A 19,275-nucleotide genomic window follows, 5' to 3' on the forward strand; every position below is an offset into this window, starting at 1 on the left:
GGGCGTGGTTGTTGACAGCGCGCGCGCTGATGTTGGGGAGCATACGCATCCGGTGCGGGGATGGAACGTCAGATTGGCTAAAAATAGGCGAAAGAACGCGGTTAACTTTGGGTAAATCGTTAACCTTCCTACGAAAAGCGCAACCGGATCAGTTCATTAGCCGCTCACCTGCTTTTTGCTGCGCGGTATGACGTAGCGCAAGCATGCGGATCCCGGTGGCCAGCAGCGTGAAGATCAGCAGCGAAAGCAGCGCGCCCAGGATGACGTCGGACAGATAGTGCCCGCCGAAGGCGACGCGCAGCAGCGAGGTTCCGGTCGCGACGGTGAAGGCGGCAGCCAGCGCCCAGGTGCGGTAGGCCCTCGGAGTGAGCGTCGCCAGCGCCACCAGCCAGAACGAACTCGCGGCCTCGCCGGACACGAAGGAGCAGTTGGTCGCGCAATACTCTGTAATATGGCCCGCCGGAACGAACGGGTAGGGGCCGCCGAAGAGGTCGGTCATATAGGGCCTCGGGCGGCCCCAGTGCTCCTTGAGTATCAGATTGACGATTGCGCCGGCGCTGATGACCATGGTGGCCACGGCTGCGAGGCCCGCGCGGTCGAACGGATGCGCCAGCGACCGCCGCGCCACGACGCGCCACGTGATCGCCAGCAGCAGAAGCACGGCAAGCGTGACCGGCGTCACCTGCAGAAGCTGGCGGATCGGTCCGAAGACCGGCGACGAGGACAGCGGAAACGTGCCGCAGATTTTGCCGGTCGCGATGCAGACGCGTTGCTTGAAGAACAGTTCGGAGACCGCGATGTCGATCCAGGGAAAGACGTTGAAGAACAGCAGCGTTCCGGCGATCAGCGCGACGAAGATCAGAATCGGTCGCCGGCCGGCGCAGGGCCAGAGATAGTCGTCCTCGATGAAGGGCGTCAAAGGTCCGTGCTCCGGGTTCGGGCACCGCGCATCGCGCCGCCCGAAGATTATCTACCAACAACGGTGGCGGGAAGGAAGCGCCAAAGATTTAAGAGATGTTGCGCCGCCTGCGCGCACGGACGCGCCGAACGTCGCGGGTGCAGAGACGATCCGCGGTTTTGCCGCTATCCTGCGCGCGACTCGCATCCCGGAGACATCATGACACTCGCTCTCGACATCGGCTTTTCCACCTCCTCGAAGGGAGCGGCCGACCTGCACGTCTTCCTCGCCGCGGCCGGGGAGGGCGGGTCGGTCGACGTGGCGGGCGATGCCGGGCCGCTCCTGGAGAAGGCGATCAAGGCCGGCGCGTTCACGGCCAAGATGCTCTCGACCCTCGACATCATCGTGCCGACGGGCATGGAGGTCGACCGCGTGCTCCTGGTCGGGGTTGGCGATCCGAGGGCAATCACCACGGACGGCTGGCTGAAGGTCGGCGGCGCGATCGCGTCCAACCTCAAGAAAGCGGCAAAGGTGTTCGTCCACGCCGACATGCCCGGCTTCGACACTGATGCATCCGCCATCGCCGACCTGGCGCTCGGCACGCTGCTGCGCACCTACCGCTTCGACCGCTACAAGACGAAGAAGGACGAGAGCGACGAGCAGCCGAAGCGTCCGAAGGTGACGATCGTCACACGCCGCGCCGCCGCGGCGAAGGCCGCCTTCGCCGGCTCCGAGGCGGTCGCCTCCGGCGTGGCGCTTGCCCGCGACCTCGTCAACGAGCCGGCGAACATGATGGGACCGGTCGAGATGGCCGCGCAATGCAGGGAGCTGGAGGCGCTCGGTGTCAAGGTCGAGATCCTCGCCGAGAAGGAGATGAAGAAGCTCGGCATGGGCGCTCTGCTCGGAGTGGCGCAGGGCAGCCCGCGCGGTGCGCGCCTGGTGGTGATGCAATGGAGCGGCGGCAAGGCCAAGGACCGGCCGGTCGCCTTCATCGGCAAGGGCGTGTCGTTCGACACCGGCGGCAATTCGATGAAGCCGGCCGCCGGCATGGAGGACATGAAGGGCGATATGGGCGGTGCCGCCGCCGTCATCGGCGCCATGCACGTGCTGGCCCGGCGCAAGGCGAAGGCCAACGTCGTCGGCATCGTCGGCCTGGTCGAGAACTCGGTCGACGGCAATGCCCAGCGCCCCGGCGACATCGTCACCTCGATGTCTGGCCAGACGATCGAGGTGCTGAACACCGATGCCGAAGGCCGGCTCGTGCTCTGCGACGCGCTCTGGTACTGCAACGGCCGCTTCGCGCCGAAGTTCATGGTCAACCTCGCCACGCTGACGGGCGCCATCATGGTGGCGCTCGGCCAGTATCACGCCGGCCTGTTCTCGAACGACGACGAGCTTGCGGGCCAGCTCACCGAGGCGGGTCTCGCCACCGCCGAGAAGCTCTGGCGGATGCCGATGGGGCCGGAATACGACAAGCTGCTGGACTCGAAGAATGCCGATATGAAGAACATCGGCGGCCGCTTCGGCGGCGCGATCACGGCGGCCCAGTTCCTCCGCCGCTTCGTCAAGGACACGCCCTGGGCACATCTCGACATTGCCGGCACGGCGATGAACGCGCCGCCCAGCGAATATTCGATCTCCTGGGGCTCTGGCTTCGGCGTCCGGCTGCTGGACCGGCTGGTGAAGGACAATTACGAAGGCTGATGGCCGACGTCCTGTTCTACCACCTGACCGAGTCGACGCTCGAGGAGGCGCTGCCGCCGCTGCTCGAAAAGAGCCTTGAGCGCGGCTGGCGGGTCGTGGTGCAGGCGGGAAGCGTCGAGCGCCGCGACGCGCTCGACGCGCATCTGTGGACCTTCCGCGACGACAGTTTTCTCGGCCACGGGCTGGACAGTGATCCCAGCGCCGCAGACCAGCCGATCCTGCTCACCGTGTCGACCGGCAACGGCAACGAAGCCTCGGTGCGCTTCGTCGTCGACGGCGCCGAGCCGCCGCCGCTCGAGGGCTACAAGCGCGGCGTCTTCATCTTCGACGGCCACGACCAGGCGCAGCTCGACCTTGCGCGCGACCAGTGGAAACGGATGAAGGCGGCGGGCCACGCCGTCACCTACTGGCAGCAGACCGACGGCCGGCGCTGGGAGCGCAAGGCCTGAGCCTAGGCGGGTCGGCGCTCGCCAGCGTCGCCCTGCAGCCTGCCCGCCTTGCGCGGCCGGCGCGGCGGCTGGGTCTGCGCCTCGCGTTTGGCTTTGGCTTCGGTCCGGCTCGTCCACCAGGCGGCGATCATATAGCCGGCGAGCGCCAGAAGTATCCGTCTCATTGTCGTCTCCTACATTGCGATGTTCCGACAATTCGCCAGCGCGCCAGGGGTTCCCGAGACTGATTCCGGCAGTAACGGCTGGCGTCTCGACAGCGCCGGCTTGCCATGCGACAGGAAGGCCGTCACGGTCGAACCCTCCCATGCGTATCCTCTTCCTTCTCCTGTTCCTCGCCGGTCTCGCCGTCGGCATCGGCTATCCGTTCGTCGTCTCCAACGTCTCGGGCCGCGAGATCGGGCGCTATCCCGCCTATGAGCGGCGCAGCGGCTACCGGGTCGTCGAGGCGGACCTGTCCGCCGCCGACGCGCCGGTGCGGGTGCTGGTCGACATGTCCTCGCTCGGCAGCCTCACGCTCGACGGCGCCACGACCGCCCTCACGCTGACCGCGACGGTCGGCGGCCGGACCGTTCTCGCCACCACGCTGAAGTTCGCCCACCAGCAGCCGCGCAGCGACAATCCGCAGGCCGGCGGCATGATCTACCGCGACGATGCCGGCCTGATCGACCCTGTGGAGACCGGCCGCTACCGCTTCGTCCTTGGTCCCGGCGATGCCGAACGGATCGAGATGCGCTCGGCCGAAATCATCCTCAGGGCAGGCGCCTCCGACATGGACCCCCGCGCCGTTCCCATCGGCTACACGCTGATGGCGATCGGCTTCGTCGGCTTCTTCGTGTCGCTCCAGCGGCGGAAGAAAACACCACCCGAGGCCCCTCCGCCGCCGAAATGGGGTCGGTAGGAGCAGGGCAGTCGCCCTCACCACCTTCGGGATCTCTTCGTTAGCTCGCGCCCCCTCCACCACTACGTGGTCCCCGTCCCCCGTAAACGGGGGAGGATCAGGTGCCTCACCGCCCTCCCGTGGCAGACTTCATCGAGGGTCAGAATAACGCGACGGCCGAGCGGGCGGATCCTCCCCCGTTTACGGGGGAGGGGGACCACGCGCAGCGTGGTGGAGGGGGCGCGCGAGACAGGGCCGAACGAAGCAAAAACGAGCCTTCCGGTGCATCGATTTTCGCCTGCCCTATCGTAACCCTTTGTCCCGCTTGGAGATTCTCACAGCCAACACTTTTTCCATCCCCACCCCTGCCAGCATGCCCGAAACTATGTCCGGTCAAACGGGAGCCGGTGATGGGCTGGAGGGCAAAGGCGGGGAGGGAACAGGCGGAGATGGCGAGGATCGTCATGCGCCTGTTCTCGATCGCCGACATGGCCGAACAGGCCGCCGGCCGCTCGTTCTGGGTCCGCTGGTGCGTGCTGTGGGCAGCGTGGCAGGCGAATGCGCTGCTGAGCGCCTATGTCGAAGGCACGCTCCGGAGCTTCGCGCGCAGACCCTGGACGCCGGTCCCGATGCCGGTCGGCTTCGGCAGCCATCCCTTCGATGCCGAGGACATCGCGGACTCTCTCAGGGCATTCGGCCTCTACATGCAAGCCATCGCGGCGCATCTGTGCCGCCTGTCCTTCCTGCATCGGGGGCAGGCGTCAGATGAGGCGGGCAATCAGGGTGGGCTACACTGCACCGGTCTCCGACGCTTGGCCGATGCTGCCGTCTCGCCGGTCGAGCTGCGTGACACCTCCTGAGAAAGACCTGTCCTGCACCCATGCAGGACAGGTGAACGCCCCAGACCGATCCTGCTTTCGTTCGCGAAAAAATGCGCTGCGGTCGACGATCTTGCGCGACCGTACGAACTGCGTCCTTCTCCCCGTTTACGGGGAGAAGATGGCGGCAGCCAGATGAGGGGCAGCGCCGACATTCGAAAGTTCGCGCCATGCCCCTCATCCGTCCTTCGGGCACCTTCTCCCCGTGAACGGGGAGAAGGAAGAGGCGCCCGCCAACGCACAGGCCCGCCTCAAATCTCCCCGAAATCCCCCGAGCGGCCCTTGCCGGAGGCGAAGCGGGCAGCCCCGGTGCTGCCTTCGGAGCGGAAGGTTGCAGCACTCTCCCACTCGCGCACCAGCGCATCGGCCGGATCGAGCGACCATTGCGCGATCGCGGAAGCGCGGTCGGCGCGCATGCAGGCCTGCGGGAATTTCGTCAGCTCGCGCGCGAGATCCAGCGCGGTGTCGAGTGCCGCCCCATCGGCGCAGACTCGGGTTGCGAGACCGATGGCGAGCGATTCGGCGGCGTCAACCTTGCGGCCGGTGAGGATCAGGTCCATCGCCCGTCCGTGGCCGACGATCCGCGGCAGTCGCACCGTGCCGCCGTCGATCAGCGGCACGCCCCACCGGCGGCAGTAGACGCCCATATAGGCGCTCTCCTCCATCACCCTGAGGTCGCACCAGAGCGCGAGCTCCATCCCGCCTGCCACGGCGGGACCGGAGATCGCCGCGATGACGGGCTTGGTGAGCGCCAGTCGGGTCGGACCCATCGGCCCCTTGCGCGGCCGGTCGTCGCGGCCGTCGAACTCGCCGTCGAGATCGTGCTCGGCGAACCACGTGTCGTCCATGCCGCCGGCGGCGCGCTTCAGGTCGAAGCCGGCGCAGAAGGCGCCGGGAATGCCGGTCAGCACCGCGACCTTCTGGCTGGCGTCGCGGTCGAAGGCGGTGAACGCCTGGAACAGCGCATCGGCCATCTCCGGATCGACGGCGTTGCGCGCCTCCGGACGGTTGATCCGCACGACCGTGACGTCCTCGTCAAGCGTGACCTCGATCGTCATTCGGCTATGCCCTCCTCATATTCGGCGGACAGCGCCAGCCAGCGCTCCTCCTGGGCGGCGAGCTGATGCGACAGGTCGGAGCGTTCCTTGCCGAGCTGCGTCGCGGCCTTCGGATCCTTCTCGTAAAGGGCCGGATTGGCAAGTTGTTCCTCGATCGCGTCGATACGCTTGCGCAGGCGCTCCATCAGCGCTTCCGTCGCCCTGATCTCCTTGGCCAGCGGCTCCAGTGCCGCGCGCCGCTGCGCCGCCTCGCGCCGCCGGTCGGCCTTCGACGCCTTGTCGGCCTCGCGCTTCTCGCGCCGGTCCACCGCGACCCCTGTGACGATCTGGCGATAGTCGTCCATGTCGCCGTCGAACGGCGCGACCGTGCCGTCCCTGACCAGCCACAGTCGGTCGGCGGTGGCCTCGATCAGGTGGCGATCGTGCGAGATGAGGATCACCGCGCCGTCAAACTCGTTGAGCGCATGGACGAGCTGCTCGCGCGAATCGATGTCGAGATGGTTGGTCGGTTCGTCGAGGATGAACAGGTTCGGCCCGTCGAACGAGGCGAGGCCCATCAGGAGCCGCGCCTTCTCGCCACCCGACAGGTCCTTGGCAGGGGTCTGCATCTTCTCGGTCGACAGGCCCATCTGGGCGACACGGGCGCGCACCTTCGCCTCCGGCGCCTCCGGCATCAGCCGGCGCACATGCTCGATCGCGTTCTCCTCCGGGCGCAGGTCGTCGAGCTGGTGCTGGGCGAACATCGACACCTTGAGCTGCGGCGCGATCGTGATGCCGCCGCTCTCCTTGTCGAGCCGGCCGGCGAGGAACTTCGCGAAGGTCGACTTGCCGTTGCCGTTGGCGCCCAGCAGCGCGATGCGGTCGTCGTGGTCGATGCGCAGCGTCAGGTTTTTCAGCACCGGCTTGCCGGGCTGGTAGCCGACCGTCGCCGACTGGATGGCGATGATCGGGGAGGCGGCCTCGCGCGCGGGGTTGGGGAACGAGAACGGCCGCACGCTGTCGTTCATCACCGCGGCGATCGGCTTCATCCGCTCCAGCGCCTTGATGCGCGACTGGGCCTGGCGAGCCTTCGACGCCTTGGCGCGGAAGCGCTCGACGAAGGCCTCCATGTGCTTGCGCGCCGCCTCCTGCTTCACGCGCGCCTTTTCCTGATGCTCCAGCGCCTCTTCGCGCTGCCGCTCGAACTGGTCGTAGCCGCCGCGCCAGTAGGTCAGCTTCTGCTGGTCGAGATGGACGATCGAGTTGACCGCACGGTTGAGCAGGTCGCGGTCGTGGCTGATCAGCAGGACCGTGTGCGGATACTTCCCGACATAGTTCTCCAGCCACAACGTGCCTTCGAGGTCGAGATAGTTGGTGGGCTCGTCGAGCAGCAGCAGGTCTGGCTCGGAGAACAGCACGGCCGCAAGTGCGACGCGCATGCGCCAACCGCCGGAGAAGGACGAGGCGGGCCGCTTCTGCGCATCCTCGTCGAAGCCCAGGCCGGCGAGGATGGTGGCCGCGCGCGACTCGGCCGTATGCGCGTCGATGTCGGCCAGCCGCATGTGGATCTCGCCGATGCGGTTCGGGTCGGTCGCGGTCTCCGCCTCTGCCAGCAGGGCGGCGCGTTCCTTGTCGGCGGCGAGCACGATCTCGATCAGGGGGTCCTCTGTGCCGGGCGCTTCCTGCGCGACCTGGCCGATGCGCAGGCCCTTCGGCAGCGAGATCGAGCCGGTCTCCATGGCGAGCTCGCCGGTGATCGCCTTGAACAGCGTGGTCTTGCCGGTGCCGTTGCGGCCGACCAGGCCCGCCTTCGCGCCCGCCGGCAGGCTGAGCGAAGCGTGGTCGAGGAGAAGCCGCCCGGCGATCCGGAGCGAAAGGTCGTTGATCGTAAGCATGGCCCGAGCGTTTTGCACGCTGCGCGCGGCTTCGCAAGGCGGCGGAACCGGGCTTCCGGCGCGCCGCGGAACGTGCGTTCCGTGGCTTCAGAGCTTCAAGCTTGCCGCCGTCGAAGGTTTTTTCCGCGGATGGGGTGCATTCTGGCTGAAAGCTGTTAACATGCGCGACGCAGAAATCGCCGGATCGTGATTTCATCCGACCGGTGCGCTCGCATCCCGAAATTCCAGACCGAGGTTAGGATATCCATTGCAGGTACTCGTTCGCGAAAACAATGTCGACCAGGCTCTCCGTGTCCTGAAGAAGAAGATGCAGCGCGAAGGCATCTTCCGCGAGATGAAGGCGCGTCAGGCATATGAGAAGCCGTCGGAGAAGCGCGCGCGAGAAAAGGCCGAGGCCGTCCGCCGGTCCCGCAAGGCCGCCCGCAAGCAGATGCAGCGCGAGGGCCTGCTGCCCGCGCCGAAGAAGAAGGTCATCGAGCGCAAGGGTCCGGACCGCGGGCCGCGTCCGACGACCTGAGCATTCCTGAAGATCCAGACGTGCGGGCGGCTATGCGAATTACCGCCCGTTTTCCGTTCGCTGGAACTGGATCAGATCGAGTTCCACCGACGGCCTGCCCAGACTGGTCAGGATCGCGTGCGCCTGGCCGCGATGATGGGTCTGGTGGTTGAAGAGATGCGCCAGCGCCGGCGCCAGCCGCTGCGAGACGGTGCGCATGTCGGTGACGGTCATGTAGGTGAAGCGTCCGGCGAACGCTTTTTCGGTCAGTCCCTCGATATAGTCGGCGATCCGCTTGTCCTCTGCCTCGCGCGTAGCGCGCAGCTTGCCGAAATCGATAAAGAGGATGGTGTCGAGCTTGCTCGGGGCCTGCCCCTCGCCGGTGAAGCGCTTCATCCAGATCCGGTCCGCCACCAGAAGATGGTTGAGCGTGCCGAGGAGCGAGCGGAAGAAGGCCCCCATGTCACGGTCGAGCTCGTCTGGCGTGAGGTCTGCGGCCGCGTCGTAAAGCTGCCCGTTCGCCCATCTGTTGTAGGCGGCGAACATGCGGAAATGCTGCTTCACATCTTTTCCTTTCCAGCGCGACCGTTCACACTGGCCTCATAGACCCCAGCCTAGCGGACGCCAATGACCATTCTCCTCTACGAACTCGTGGGCGCGGATCCTTCGCGCCCGTTCAGCCCACATGTGTGGAAGATCGCGCTTGCGCTGGCGCACAAGGGCCTTCCCTTCGAGACAGTACCGGTGCCGTTCACCGGTGTGCCGAAGATCGAGGGCGGCTTCTCCAAGACCGTGCCGGTGATCCGCGACGGCGGAACGTTGATGAAGGAGTCCTTCGACATTGCCGTCTATCTCGAGGAGACCTATCCGGACCGGCCGAGCCTGTTCAAGGGCGAGGGCGGCAAGGCGGCCGCGCGTTTCGTCGAGCGCTGGTCGCAGGCGGTGGTGCGACCCTATCTCGGCGGCGCTGCGCTGATGGACATCTACGGGCGCCTCGCTCCGGCGGACCAGGCCTATTTCCGCCCGTCGCGCCAGGCGCGGTTCGGAGACCGGTCGCTGGAGGAGGTGTCGGGCGAGCGGGAGGCTGGACTCCACGCCTGGCGGGCCGGACTGGAGCCGCTGCGCGACATGCTCTCGTACCAGCCGTTCATCGGTGGCGACGGACCGCTCTATGCCGACTACATCGTCGCCGGTTTCCTGCAATGGATGAGAGTGGTCTCGCCCTTCCGCTTCCTCGACCCGGCCGACCCTGTGGCCGCCTGGTTCGAGCGCTGCCTCGACCTGCACGGCGGGCTGATGCGCAAGGTGCCGGCGGCGGCGTGACGCGGCCGCGCCCCTTGGCAATCGCGGGGGCGGCGTGTATGGAGCGCCACCCACGCGAAACCACATCTGACAAGGACGAAAAATGGCCGTCGAACGCACCTTTTCCATGATCAAGCCGGACGCCACCAAGCGCAATCTGACGGGCGCGATCACCAAGATGCTCGAGGATGCCGGCCTGCGCGTCGTCGCCTCCAAGCGCGTGTGGATGAGCCGCCGCGAGGCCGAGGGCTTCTATGCCGTGCACAAGGAGCGCCCCTTCTTCGGCGAACTGGTCGAGTTCATGTCGTCCGGCCCGACGGTGGTGCAGGTGCTCGAAGGCGAGAACGCGATCGCCAAGAACCGTGAGGTGATGGGCGCGACCAACCCGGCCAACGCCGCCGAAGGCACCATCCGCAAGGTGCACGCTCTGTCGATCGGCGAGAACTCGGTGCACGGCTCGGACGCGCCGGAGACCGCGAAGGAAGAGATCGCCTACTGGTTCTCGGGCACCGAGATCGTCGGCTGACCCCAGCCGATATGGAACAGTTCCAAAGGCCGGGCCTCGCGCCCGGCCTTTTTCATGCGCGCAGCCGCAGCGCCTCGGCAGTCGGCGTGAGCGACGGCACCACTCTGGCGCGGGCGAGGAACTCGTCGGCCGCAAGCGGCGGCGCGTAGAGGTAGCCCTGGAACATGCGGCAGCCGAAGGCGCGCAACAGTGTCTCCTGCTGCGCCGTCTCGACATGCTCCGCCACCGCTGCCAGTCCCAGCGTGTCGGCCATGGCGAGGATGGTGCGCACCAGCGCCCGGTCGCTCTCCCTCGTCTCGATGTCGGCCACGAAGGAACCGTCGATCTTGAGCTCGTCGAACGGCATCTGCCGCAGGTCGGCGAGCGAGGAGTAGCCGGTGCCGAAATCGTCGAGCGAGAATCGGATGCCGAGCCGGCGCAGCGCATGCATCCGTTCGGCCGTGACCTTCTGGTTCTCGGCCATCATCTGCTCGGTGAATTCGAGCATCAGGCGCGAGGCGTCGACCGCGTGCTCCTCGATCAGCTGCCGGACATAGGCGACGAAGCCTGGATTGCTGAACGACTTCGGCGACACGTTGATCGAGAGGCGCAGATGCGCGGTGTCGGGATTGGCCTGCCAGCCGGCCAGCGTGCGCACGCCCTTGGAGAGGACCATGCGGCAGAGATCGTGAATCAGCCCGGACTTCTCGGCGAGCGGGATAAAGCGGTCGGGCCCGACGGGGCCGAGCTCCGGATGGGTCCAGCGCAGCAGCGCCTCGGCCGAGATGATGCGGCCGAACTGGTCGACCTGCGGCTGGAAATGCAGGCACAGGCGGTCCTCCGCGAGCGCGGTACGCAGGTCGGCGACGAGGCGGAACTGCTCGTTCTCGTCTGCGATGTCGGACGGATCGAACAGGGCCATCGCGTTGCGACCGGACGCCTTGGCCCGGTACATCGCGATGTCGGCGCGCTTCAGCACCTCGTCGACGCGCGGTTCGTTGCCGTCGAAGACGACGATGCCGACGCTGGCGGAGGCCTGGTGCTCGACGGCGCCGATCAGGTGCGGCTGCGCGAGCTCGCGCAACACGGCCTCGGCGGTATGGTTCGCGCGCGCGGAGGCGTCCGCGTCGGTCGCGCCCGCGTCCTCGATGCAGACGACGAATTCGTCGCCGCCTATGCGTGCCACGAGATCGCCCGGCTCGACGCAGGACAATAGCCGTCCGGCGACCTGCACGAGATAGGCGTCGCCGGTGTCGTGGCCCTCGCTGTCGTTGAGTGTCTTGAAGTTGTCGAGGTCGATGAAGAGCAGCGCGCCGCGTCGCGCGCCATGGCGCGTCCGCTCCAGCGTCTCGCGCAGCCGGTCGAGCAGCGCGCGGCGGTTCGGCAGGTGCGTGAGCGGGTCGAAGTAGGCGAGCTCCTTGATCTCGAGCTCTTGCCGCTTGCGGGGGGAGATGTCGCAGGCGTAGCCGTGCCAGACGATGGCGCCGCCAACCCTTTCGGGCGCCGCCGACGCGCGCAGCCATTTCTCGACGCCGTCGGGAGTGCGGATGCGAAACTCGTGGTCCCAATATTTGAACGCCCGGTGGCATTCCCTGAGCGACTGATAGTAGGCGTCAAGGTCCTCGGGGACGATGAGCTTGGTGAACGTCTCGGGGATCTGCGCCTGCGGGGCGTTGGGGATGCCGGTCAGACGGTGGAAGCCCTCGCTGTAGTAGAGGACTCGGAACGAGCCGTCGGCATTCCTGCGATACTGGAACAGGCCGCCGGGGATCTGCGTGATCAGCTTCTTGTAGTGTTCCTCAAGCTTGAGGCGCTTGATCGTCTCGGTGATCTCGCGGACCGATCCTTCATAGAACAGGGGCTTGCCCGTCCGGTTATGACGCACGATGCGGGCCGATTCCGAGATCCAGATGCGCTCGCGCGTCTTGTGCCGGTAGATCTCGGACACGAAGTCCTCGACATGGCCCTGCGAGTGAAGGACGCGGCGGAACTCGTCGCGACGGCCGGGCTCGACATACCATTCGCCGCCAATGTCGTGGACGCTCGCCAGCATCTCGGCCTCGCTCGAATAGCCGTTCAGCTTCACCAGAGCCTTATTGGCGGAGAGTTGCTGGCCATCAATCGAAGAGCGGTAGATGCCTTCTGACAGGTGCTCGATAAGGTCGCGGCTGTTCTGATGTTCGTAGCAGGCCTCGATCCAGCGGCGGCGGTAGGTGAGGGTGGTCGAGACGAGAACGCCGATGACCAGCGGGATGGACATGGCAAGCCAGCCTGTCCCCGCTCCCAGTCCGAAAAGGTTCGCCAGCGCGTCCAGCATTGCCCCTGAGGATAGCTCGAGTAGGCGGAGCTTACGTCAGGGCATTTCCCAAAGCTCTAACTGACGTGAAAAACAGCAGGCAGGGTTAATGCAGAATTTATATGCAGACAAACAATGGGAAATGCCGCCGGCTGAGGAGTTCAACGCTTTCCACCTAGGGACTCTCGCCGAAATAGCGTTGCCGGATCTCCGCGATCTGCCCCCTTTCATGCGCGCCGATGATTTCGACGCTGAGCTGCCGCGTGAGGGGGTGATGAAGGGGCAGCGCGAAGCCGTATTTGTCCGGTTCGAAGATCGCGCCGACGACCGAGACGGCCTGGTCGGGATGCGAAGTCGCATAATATTCGAGGACCGGAGCATCGCCGATGATCGCGTCGATGCGCTGGTCCGCGAGAGCCTCCGCCGCCTCATCGATGTTGGGGAAGGAGCGCAGGTTCAGACCATTGCTGCGTGCATACTCTTCCGAGACGCTGCCCGTGAACACGCCAATCGGCCGGCCGGGTAGGTCTGCCACGCTGTTGATCTGCCCCGTCAGCGAGAGCGTGGTCATGACGCTGGTCACCGACGAGGTGACGTAAGCCAGGACGGCAATGCCGCAGACCAGCCAGAGGCCCTGCCAGAGGCGGCCCACCCAGCCGAACAGGTTCTGGCGGGCGGGCGGCTTGCCTGAGGTGGCGATCGACATGACGGTATAGAAGCTCTCGGCGATGCCGTCGCGCCAGCGACGCGGGAAATCCTGGTCGAAGCGGCGGTCGAACAGGGTGAGCATGATGGTCGCCGCGACGATGACCAGCGCGATCCAGCCGTAGGCGCGCAGGTGGCCCGACTGCTGCAGGCCGTCCACAAGGCCCCAGAAGCCGGCTCCCTGAGCGTCGCGCGTCATGACGCGCAGGCCAGCGTCGAACCACGGATGGGTGAAATCGATCCTCTCGGCCCGGTCGCGCGTGATCGTGAGATTGGTAACGGCCGCGTCCACCTCGTTGCGGGACACGGCTTCGACCAGATCGCGCAGCGTGCCGTAAGGGATATACTCGACCTTGAAGTCCAGCGTCGTGGCGAGCTTGTTCCACAGATCGACGGCCATGCCGGTATAGCCGCCGTCTCTGGCCATGACGAAGGGCGGATGCTCGTATACGCCGACCTTCAGCGTCGCGGCGGGCGACGACGAAGGGGAGGGCGCGTCCTGCGCGGAGGCGACGGTTGCGAGAGCGAGGAGGGCGAGAAGGAGACACCACGGTCGGGCGCGTCGAAGTCGATCGATCATGTTCATTCGTTTCTTGCGCGGTCCCACGACCCGCCGCGGCCTCATGCGGTATGGCGTCCGGACGTCGATGCCTCGGAAGCCGTGTTACGGGGATGGCTTGAGCGATGCCCGGCATTGCTCTGGCGACATTTACTTTGACCGGCCGCGGCGCGGAAGATCAACCCTCGATGGAGGATCTGGAAGCAAAGGGCCGGCTCGGCTCGGATTTTATGCAGGAGATTCCCGACGCTGTGCGCGCGGGCGGCTAGGACCAGCGATCGAGCACTTCTTCGTCCGATTCCTTGGCGTCGACCCACCCGCCCTCTGTGCCGTCGGCGAGATGTTCCTTCTTCCAGAAGGGCGCGCGCGACTTGAGGAAATCCATCAGAAAGGATGCCGCGTCGAAGGCGGCCTGCCTGTGGGCGGAGGCCGCGACCACCAGCACGATGTTCCCGCCCGGCGCAATGCGCCCGACGCGATGGATCGCCGCGAGCGCGCTCACCGGCCAGCGTGCGGCCGCTTCCTCGGCGATCCGCCGGATCTCGGCCTCGGCCATGCCGGGATAGTGTTCGAGTTCGAGCGCGGCGAGCGCTCCGTCCTCGCTGCGGCACAGGCCGCTGAAGGTGACGACCGCGCCGGTGTCGGGCAGGCCGCCGACGAGCACCGAGACCTCGGCGGAGAGATCGAAATCCTCCGTCTGGATCCTGATCTCGATGCGGGCCGTCATGGCTAGCCGCCGGTCATCGGGGGGAAGAGCGCGATCTCGCGCGCGCCGGCGATCGGCTCGTCGTGGCGCGAATGCTCCTGGTTGATCGCGACGCGGATCGCTTCGGGATGACGCAGCGCTTCCTCGTATCCTTCGCCGCGCTCGCGCAGCCACAGGAGGAGGTCGCGTACCGTCCTCACCTCGGCGGGAAGCTCGACGTCTTCTTCCGGAAGGCCGATCCGTTCCCTGACCCAGGCGAAGTAGATGAGCTTCACGGCCGCCTCACTCGTCCACCACGTGCTTCAAGCCGGCGCGGAAATAGTCGTAGCCGGTGTAGAGCGTCACGATCGCCGACACCCAGAGAAGGGTGATGCCGACGTGCGTCGTGTAGGGGAAGATCTTGTCGCCGGCGGGGCCTGCCAGCAGGAAGGCTATGGCGACCATCTGGATGGTCGTCTTCCACTTGGCGAGCCGGGTGACCGGCAGGCTGACCTTCAGCTCGGCGAGATATTCGCGCAGGCCCGAGACGAGGATCTCGCGGCACAGGATTACGATGGCCGCCCACAGCGACCAACCGTGGATGGTCTCGACGGGATCGGCGGCGAGCAGCATGAGGCAGGTGGAGACCAGAAGCTTGTCGGCGATCGGGTCGAGCATCCGGCCGATGTTCGAGGTCTGCTTCCAGATGCGCGCGAGATAGCCGTCGAGATAGTCGGTGACGCTCGCCAGCACGAAGAGGAACAGGGCCAGCCAGCGGGCGAAGTCGCTCGATTCGAGCCGTCCCTCCAGATAGAAGCAGACGACGATCAGCGGCACCGCGAGAATGCGCCCGTAAGTCAGCAGATTCGGGATATTGTACGCCTTGCTAGCCATCCGCCGTCTTTTCGCTTCTCATCTCTGACTGTCAACAGATGCGGCCTCTTCCGGTCAACCGCAAGGGCCGGTTCCGCCGGCGCGCCGAACTATCGGTTGCGCCAGAGCCGATTCGCCCTCCCGGCTCACTAATGGGATGAATCAGCCATTGTCGTGGAAGTGGTCATAAATCTGTTTCGCAAGCGATTCTGAGACGCCCTCGACCGCCCTCAGATCGGCGAGTGCTGCGCGGCTGACGGCCTTGGCAGTGCCGAAGTGATGCAGCAGCGCTCGTTTGCGCGTCGGGCCGATGCCGGCGATCTCGTCGAGCGGGTTGCGCGTCATCTCCTTCTTCCGGCGCGCGCGGTGCGAGCCGATCGCAAAGCGGTGCGCCTCGTCGCGCAGCCGTTGGATGAAATAGAGCACCGGATCGCGCGGCGGCAGCATGAACGGATCGCGTCCCTTGGCGAAGAAGCGCTCGCGCCCGGCGTCGCGGTCGACGCCCTTGGCGACGCCCACCGCCGCCACTTTGTCGGAGATGCCGAGCTCGTCCAAGATCGAGCGCACCGCCGACATCTGGCCCTGGCCGCCGTCGATCAGGATCAGGTCCGGCCAGGCGGGCATGGCATCGTCGTGCTCGGCCTGTGGCGTCGGCTCCTCGCCATGCTCCTTCACCAGCCGCGAGAAGCGCCGCTCCATCACCTCGCGCATCATGCCGAAGTCGTCGCCGGGCGTGATCGTCTCGGAACGGATGTTGAACTTGCGGTACTGATTCTTGGCGAAGCCCTCCGGCCCGGCGACGATCATGGCGCCGACCGCGTTGGTGCCCATGATATGCGAGTTGTCGTAGACCTCGATGCGGCGCGGCGTAGTGGCGAGGCCGAAGGTCTTGGCGAGGCCTTCGAGCAGGACGGCCTGGGTGGAGGTCTCGGCCAGCCGGCGGCCGAGCGCCTCGCGGGCGTTCTGAACGGCGTGCGCCACCAAGTCCTTCTTCTCGCCGCGCGACGGCACGGAGATAGTCACCTTGCGCCCGGCGCGGGTGGCGAGCGCCTCGGCGAGAAGCTCCTGGTCCTCGACGGCGTGCGACAGGAGGAGCAGACGCGGGCAGGGCTTGTCGTCGTAGAACTGGGCGAGGAAGGCGCCCAGCACCTCGGCAGGCTCCAGCGCCGGGTCGGCCTTGGGGAAATAGGCGCGGTTGCCCCAGTTCTGGCCGGTGCGGAAGAAGAACACCTCGATGCAGCTCTGGCCGCCGTCCTGGTGGATGGCGAAGACGTCGGCTTCCTCGACCGATTGCGGATTGATGCCCTGGTGCGACTGGACATGGGAAAGGGCGGCGAGGCGGTCGCGGTAGATCGCGGCGCGCTCGAAGTCGAGCTGCTCGGATGCGTCCTGCATGGCAGCCGAGATTTCGCCCTTCACCTTCTGGCTGCGGCCGGAGAGGAAATCCTTCGCCTCGGAGACAAGCTCAGCGTAGCCCTCGGCGGAAATCTCGCCGGTGCATGGGCCGGAGCAGCGCTTGATCTGGTAGAGCAGGCAAGGGCGCGTGCGGCTCTCGAACATGGAATCGGTGCAACTGCGGAGCAGGAAGGCGCGCTGCAGCGCATTGATAGTACGCCCGACCGCACCGGCCGACGCAAAGGGGCCGAAATAGTCGCCTTTGCGCGAGCGCGCGCCCCGATGCTTGAAGATGCCGGGCGCCAGCCCGTCATTGGTGATCAGGATGTAGGGGAACGACTTGTCGTCCCGCATCAACACATTGAAGCGCGGCCGCAAGCGCTTGATCAGATTCGCTTCCAGCAGGAGCGCCTCGATCTCGGTGCGGGTGACGACGAACTCCATCGCCGCCGTCTCGCGCACCATCCGGCCAATGCGGTTGGTGTGGAAGCGACCCTGCGCGTAGTTGGTGACGCGCTTCTTCAGGCTGCGCGCCTTGCCGACATAGAGCACGTCGCCGGCCTCGTTCATCATCCGGTAGACGCCGGGCGAATTGGGCAGGCGCTTCACCAGCGCCTGGATCAGTTCAGCGCCGGCGAGGCCTTCCGTATCGCGGCCGCCGCGATCCCAAAGCGCCGCCATTTCAGGCGCAGCGGTATCTTCGACGATGTCGGCATCGTCGTCCTCCTGCTCATCGGCGGGGAGCAGGGCGGTCTCGTCGTCCGCGTCGGGCGCGGTCGGGTCGTCGATCTGGGCTTTACGGGGACTCATTCCCTCATGCCTGTCACATCCGGCGTTTCCCACGCAAGATGCTGACCGCCGTCGATGGCGATCATTTGGCCGGTTACTGACATCGTCTCGAACAGGTAGCGCACCGTCGCGCCGAATTCAGGTAGCTTCGGCCCACGCTTGAGCAGCAGGCCGGCGACCTGCCGCTCGAAATCGCCGGGCTGCTGGCGGATGTTGGGCAGCGTTGGGCCGGGGCCGATGGCATTGACGCGGATCCGCGGTGCGAGCGCCTGCGCCATGGTGCGCGTCGCGTCCCATAATGCCGACTTCGACAGCGCGTAGGAGAAGAACTGCGGATTGGGGCGCCAGACGCGCTCGTCGATGATGTTGACCACCAGGCCACCCATATCCTGTGGCAACGACTCGGCGAGCCTTCGCGCCAGAAGCACGGGAGCCTTTACGTGCACGGCGAAATGCGCGTCCCACAGATCCCAGTCGAAATTGCCGATCTCGTCGGGCTCGAAGATGGAGGCGCTGTTGACGAGGAGGCCCAGCGGCCCAACCTGCTCTGTAGCGCGCGCCACGACGTCGTCGGCCTGGTCGGTCTTCGTGAGGTCGGCGGTGACCACGGCCGCATTGCCGCCCTCGCGGACGATGTCGGCGGCGAGCGCCTCGGCTTCCGCGCGCGAGCGGTTGCAATGGATCGCCACGGCGAAGCCGTTCTTCGCCAGGTCGCGCACGATCGCGGCGCCGATCCTGCGCGCGCCTCCGGTGACCAGCGCTGCTCTTGGTTGATGAATCATGAAGGACGGTCCCCCGCGGCTACCTTTTCGAAATATATGGGGCGAAACGGAGGCCGCCAGTCTGCCCGGTCGGGGTTGCGGCCAATTCCTGACGTGGATGGAGGCTGTCGGATAGCATAACGTAAGCCGGCCGGAAAATCCGGAAAATTAACCTAAAAATTTCAATATCTTGGTGGCTTCCGATATCATTGTACCGGACGGCCTGCCTCAGGGCGGACAGCCCTCGTACGGGGGCGTGTTGCCATCGTGCAACGCCTTTTTCTCGCCGCACCGTCGCCCGCCAATGACCCGATTGGCGGTGCGGTCGCGCCGCATTTGGCTCCCATCTTCCGGCTCAGACCGAAGCGCGCTCCGTCTCCTCCCAGATGGAACGTCGACCCTCGGCCAGCGTTTCGAGTTCCTGAGGCTAAGGAGACACCCATGAAAGCCAATCTCAAATTCGCCCGCCCGCTCGCCGCGGCAGCGGCTCTCGCCATCCTCGCATCGGCTCCGGCGTTCGCCGCCGACGCGATCATGGAGCAGGCTCCCGAGCCGGCGCCCGTCGACATCGTGCCGTCGGCTTCGACCGGCTGGGCCGGGCCTTACGCCGGTGTGCAGGCTGGTTACACCTTTGGCCGTGCAGACCTTCCGGGCGTGGGCCGTCACGACCATGACGGCTTCAACGGCGGCGCGTTCGCCGGTATCCAGGGCCAGAACGGTAGCATCGTCTACGGCGTCGAGGGTGACGTCGGCTACAATGGCGCCAAGGGCTCGAACGCCGGCATCGAAACCAAGTCCGGCGTCGAGGGCTCGCTGCGCGCCCGTCTCGGCTATGCGGTCAACGACCGCGTGCTGCTCTACGGCACCGGCGGTGGCGCCGCTGAGAACCTGAAGGCCAGCGACGCGTTCGGTTCCGACCGCAAGACCATGCTCGGCTACACGGTCGGCGCGGGCGCCGATGTGAAGGTCACCGAGCAGGTGTTCGTCCGCGGCGAGTATCGCTTCACGGACTACGGCAAGGAGACGTTCAACCTCGGCGGCGTCGCCCAGGAGGTCGATACCCACTCCAACAAGGTTCAGCTCGGCCTCGGCGTGAAGTTCTGAGACCAGCGCGTAACCGCGTAACAGCAAAGGCCGGGGAGGCGACTCCCCGGCCTTTCTGTTTGGTGTC

The 19,275-nt window shown here is 66.2% G+C and carries 20 protein-coding genes and 1 pseudogene; 9 read left to right on the forward strand and 12 right to left on the reverse strand.

Translation table 11 applies throughout. The features are described from left to right. Positions 1–148: 148 nt before the first annotated feature. On the reverse strand, positions 149–919 hold the full coding sequence (locus tag B9Z03_RS14650; RefSeq protein WP_085464887.1) for a phosphatase PAP2 family protein: 771 nt from the start codon (positions 917–919) through the stop codon (positions 149–151). A 198-nt stretch (positions 920–1,117) separates the two neighbouring features. On the opposite strand from B9Z03_RS14650, the gene B9Z03_RS14655 reads away from it, so the two are divergent. Continuing rightward, positions 1,118–2,602, forward strand: a complete 1,485-nt coding sequence (locus tag B9Z03_RS14655) for a leucyl aminopeptidase (protein ID WP_085464888.1) — start codon at positions 1,118–1,120, stop codon at positions 2,600–2,602. Beyond that, on the forward strand, positions 2,602–3,051 hold the full coding sequence (locus B9Z03_RS14660; protein ID WP_085464889.1) for a DNA polymerase III subunit chi: 450 nt from the start codon (positions 2,602–2,604) through the stop codon (positions 3,049–3,051). Before B9Z03_RS14655 ends, B9Z03_RS14660 begins: the two co-directional genes overlap by 1 nt. 2 nt (positions 3,052–3,053) lie before the next feature. Here the strand turns inward: B9Z03_RS14660 and B9Z03_RS29865 are convergent, their stop codons facing one another. After that, complete coding sequence (locus B9Z03_RS29865) at positions 3,054–3,215, reverse strand: hypothetical protein (protein WP_176247525.1); 162 nt, start codon at positions 3,213–3,215, stop codon at positions 3,054–3,056. Between the two features lie 140 nt (positions 3,216–3,355). On the opposite strand from B9Z03_RS29865, the gene B9Z03_RS14665 reads away from it, so the two are divergent. Next, positions 3,356–3,949 carry a hypothetical protein gene (locus B9Z03_RS14665; RefSeq protein WP_085464890.1) on the forward strand — a complete coding sequence of 198 codons (594 nt, stop codon included), beginning with the start codon at positions 3,356–3,358 and terminating at the stop codon, positions 3,947–3,949. Between the two features lie 389 nt (positions 3,950–4,338). Next, the gene (locus tag B9Z03_RS14670; RefSeq protein ID WP_139832281.1) at positions 4,339–4,788 is read left to right on the forward strand and encodes a hypothetical protein; all 450 of its coding nucleotides are present in this window, start codon (positions 4,339–4,341) and stop codon (positions 4,786–4,788) included. 269 nt (positions 4,789–5,057) lie between these two features. Here the strand turns inward: B9Z03_RS14670 and B9Z03_RS14675 are convergent, their stop codons facing one another. Continuing rightward, positions 5,058–5,864: a crotonase/enoyl-CoA hydratase family protein gene (locus B9Z03_RS14675; protein ID WP_085464892.1), complete on the reverse strand. Its 807-nt coding sequence runs from the start codon at positions 5,862–5,864 to the stop codon at positions 5,058–5,060. After that, complete coding sequence (locus tag B9Z03_RS14680) at positions 5,861–7,738, reverse strand: ABC-F family ATP-binding cassette domain-containing protein (protein ID WP_085464893.1); 1,878 nt, start codon at positions 7,736–7,738, stop codon at positions 5,861–5,863. Before B9Z03_RS14680 ends, B9Z03_RS14675 begins: the two co-directional genes overlap by 4 nt. A gap of 247 nt (positions 7,739–7,985) precedes the next feature. On the opposite strand from B9Z03_RS14680, the gene rpsU reads away from it, so the two are divergent. Further along, entirely contained in the window at positions 7,986–8,255 is a 270-nt protein-coding gene (gene rpsU / locus B9Z03_RS14685; protein WP_085464894.1) for a 30S ribosomal protein S21, read from the forward strand. Positions 8,256–8,294: 39 nt separating this feature from the next. On the opposite strand, the gene B9Z03_RS14690 is transcribed toward rpsU, so the two are convergent. Next, positions 8,295–8,798 carry a DinB family protein gene (locus tag B9Z03_RS14690; protein WP_085464895.1) on the reverse strand — a complete coding sequence of 168 codons (504 nt, stop codon included), beginning with the start codon at positions 8,796–8,798 and terminating at the stop codon, positions 8,295–8,297. 63 nt (positions 8,799–8,861) lie between these two features. Here B9Z03_RS14690 and B9Z03_RS14695 point away from each other — a divergent pair, with 63 nt between their 5' ends. Further along, positions 8,862–9,557, forward strand: a complete 696-nt coding sequence (locus B9Z03_RS14695) for a glutathione S-transferase family protein (RefSeq protein WP_085464896.1) — start codon at positions 8,862–8,864, stop codon at positions 9,555–9,557. An 82-nt stretch (positions 9,558–9,639) separates the two neighbouring features. Beyond that, complete coding sequence (ndk, locus tag B9Z03_RS14700; RefSeq protein ID WP_085464897.1) at positions 9,640–10,062, forward strand: nucleoside-diphosphate kinase; 423 nt, start codon at positions 9,640–9,642, stop codon at positions 10,060–10,062. A gap of 52 nt (positions 10,063–10,114) precedes the next feature. On the opposite strand, the gene B9Z03_RS14705 is transcribed toward ndk, so the two are convergent. Both B9Z03_RS14705 and B9Z03_RS14710 read right to left on the reverse strand, forming a co-directional pair. After that, positions 10,115–12,301, reverse strand: coding sequence for a putative bifunctional diguanylate cyclase/phosphodiesterase (locus tag B9Z03_RS14705; RefSeq protein WP_176247526.1), 2,187 nt, complete (start codon positions 12,299–12,301; stop codon positions 10,115–10,117). A 211-nt stretch (positions 12,302–12,512) separates the two neighbouring features. Then, on the reverse strand, positions 12,513–13,622 hold the full coding sequence (locus B9Z03_RS14710; protein WP_085467666.1) for a transporter substrate-binding domain-containing protein: 1,110 nt from the start codon (positions 13,620–13,622) through the stop codon (positions 12,513–12,515). A 104-nt stretch (positions 13,623–13,726) separates the two neighbouring features. Between B9Z03_RS14710 and B9Z03_RS29870 the strand changes: the two genes are divergently transcribed. Beyond that, positions 13,727–13,870 (forward strand): hypothetical protein, encoded by a 144-nt coding sequence (locus B9Z03_RS29870; protein WP_176247527.1) that lies wholly within the window; start codon positions 13,727–13,729, stop codon positions 13,868–13,870. Here B9Z03_RS29870 and B9Z03_RS14715 read toward each other — a convergent pair. The 5 genes and pseudogenes from B9Z03_RS14715 to B9Z03_RS14735 form a co-directional block, all read right to left on the reverse strand. After that, positions 13,867–14,328 carry a molybdenum cofactor biosynthesis protein MoaE gene (locus tag B9Z03_RS14715; protein WP_085464899.1) on the reverse strand — a complete coding sequence of 154 codons (462 nt, stop codon included), beginning with the start codon at positions 14,326–14,328 and terminating at the stop codon, positions 13,867–13,869. The two genes, B9Z03_RS29870 and B9Z03_RS14715, sit on opposite strands and share 4 nt — an antisense overlap. Positions 14,329–14,330: 2 nt before the next feature. After that, entirely contained in the window at positions 14,331–14,582 is a 252-nt protein-coding gene (gene moaD / locus B9Z03_RS14720; protein WP_085464900.1) for a molybdopterin converting factor subunit 1, read from the reverse strand. A gap of 7 nt (positions 14,583–14,589) precedes the next feature. After that, positions 14,590–15,180 carry a CDP-diacylglycerol--glycerol-3-phosphate 3-phosphatidyltransferase gene (pgsA, locus tag B9Z03_RS14725; RefSeq protein WP_085464901.1) on the reverse strand — a complete coding sequence of 197 codons (591 nt, stop codon included), beginning with the start codon at positions 15,178–15,180 and terminating at the stop codon, positions 14,590–14,592. Between the two features lie 141 nt (positions 15,181–15,321). Beyond that, positions 15,322–17,205: pseudogene (uvrC, locus tag B9Z03_RS14730) on the reverse strand (excinuclease ABC subunit UvrC); the annotation flags it as partial. 155 nt (positions 17,206–17,360) lie between these two features. Next, positions 17,361–18,125 carry an SDR family oxidoreductase gene (locus B9Z03_RS14735; RefSeq protein ID WP_085464903.1) on the reverse strand — a complete coding sequence of 255 codons (765 nt, stop codon included), beginning with the start codon at positions 18,123–18,125 and terminating at the stop codon, positions 17,361–17,363. Positions 18,126–18,545: 420 nt separating this feature from the next. Here B9Z03_RS14735 and B9Z03_RS14740 point away from each other — a divergent pair, with 420 nt between their 5' ends. Next, entirely contained in the window at positions 18,546–19,208 is a 663-nt protein-coding gene (locus tag B9Z03_RS14740) for an outer membrane protein (RefSeq protein WP_085464904.1), read from the forward strand. Positions 19,209–19,275 lie beyond the last annotated feature (67 nt).

The organism is Mesorhizobium australicum (assembly GCF_900177325.1).
Taxonomy (GTDB): domain Bacteria; phylum Pseudomonadota; class Alphaproteobacteria; order Rhizobiales; family Rhizobiaceae; genus Mesorhizobium_A; species Mesorhizobium_A australicum_A.

Coding starts and splice junctions, on each gene's coding strand:
- B9Z03_RS14655 (WP_085464888.1), top strand. CDS start 1,118: ATGACACTCGCTCTCGACATCGGCTTTTCCACCTCCTCGAAGGGAGCG.
- B9Z03_RS14660 (WP_085464889.1), top strand. CDS start 2,602: ATGGCCGACGTCCTGTTCTACCACCTGACCGAGTCGACGCTCGAGGAG.
- B9Z03_RS29865 (WP_176247525.1), bottom strand. CDS start 3,215: ATGAGACGGATACTTCTGGCGCTCGCCGGCTATATGATCGCCGCCTGG.
- B9Z03_RS14665 (WP_085464890.1), top strand. CDS start 3,356: ATGCGTATCCTCTTCCTTCTCCTGTTCCTCGCCGGTCTCGCCGTCGGC.
- B9Z03_RS14670 (WP_139832281.1), top strand. CDS start 4,339: ATGGGCTGGAGGGCAAAGGCGGGGAGGGAACAGGCGGAGATGGCGAGG.
- B9Z03_RS14675 (WP_085464892.1), bottom strand. CDS start 5,864: ATGACGATCGAGGTCACGCTTGACGAGGACGTCACGGTCGTGCGGATC.
- B9Z03_RS14680 (WP_085464893.1), bottom strand. CDS start 7,738: ATGCTTACGATCAACGACCTTTCGCTCCGGATCGCCGGGCGGCTTCTC.
- B9Z03_RS14695 (WP_085464896.1), top strand. CDS start 8,862: ATGACCATTCTCCTCTACGAACTCGTGGGCGCGGATCCTTCGCGCCCG.
- ndk (WP_085464897.1), top strand. CDS start 9,640: ATGGCCGTCGAACGCACCTTTTCCATGATCAAGCCGGACGCCACCAAG.
- B9Z03_RS14705 (WP_176247526.1), bottom strand. CDS start 12,301: ATGTCCATCCCGCTGGTCATCGGCGTTCTCGTCTCGACCACCCTCACC.
- B9Z03_RS14710 (WP_085467666.1), bottom strand. CDS start 13,622: ATGATCGATCGACTTCGACGCGCCCGACCGTGGTGTCTCCTTCTCGCC.
- B9Z03_RS29870 (WP_176247527.1), top strand. CDS start 13,727: ATGCCCGGCATTGCTCTGGCGACATTTACTTTGACCGGCCGCGGCGCG.
- B9Z03_RS14715 (WP_085464899.1), bottom strand. CDS start 14,328: ATGACGGCCCGCATCGAGATCAGGATCCAGACGGAGGATTTCGATCTC.
- pgsA (WP_085464901.1), bottom strand. CDS start 15,180: ATGGCTAGCAAGGCGTACAATATCCCGAATCTGCTGACTTACGGGCGC.
- B9Z03_RS14735 (WP_085464903.1), bottom strand. CDS start 18,125: ATGATTCATCAACCAAGAGCAGCGCTGGTCACCGGAGGCGCGCGCAGG.
- B9Z03_RS14740 (WP_085464904.1), top strand. CDS start 18,546: ATGAAAGCCAATCTCAAATTCGCCCGCCCGCTCGCCGCGGCAGCGGCT.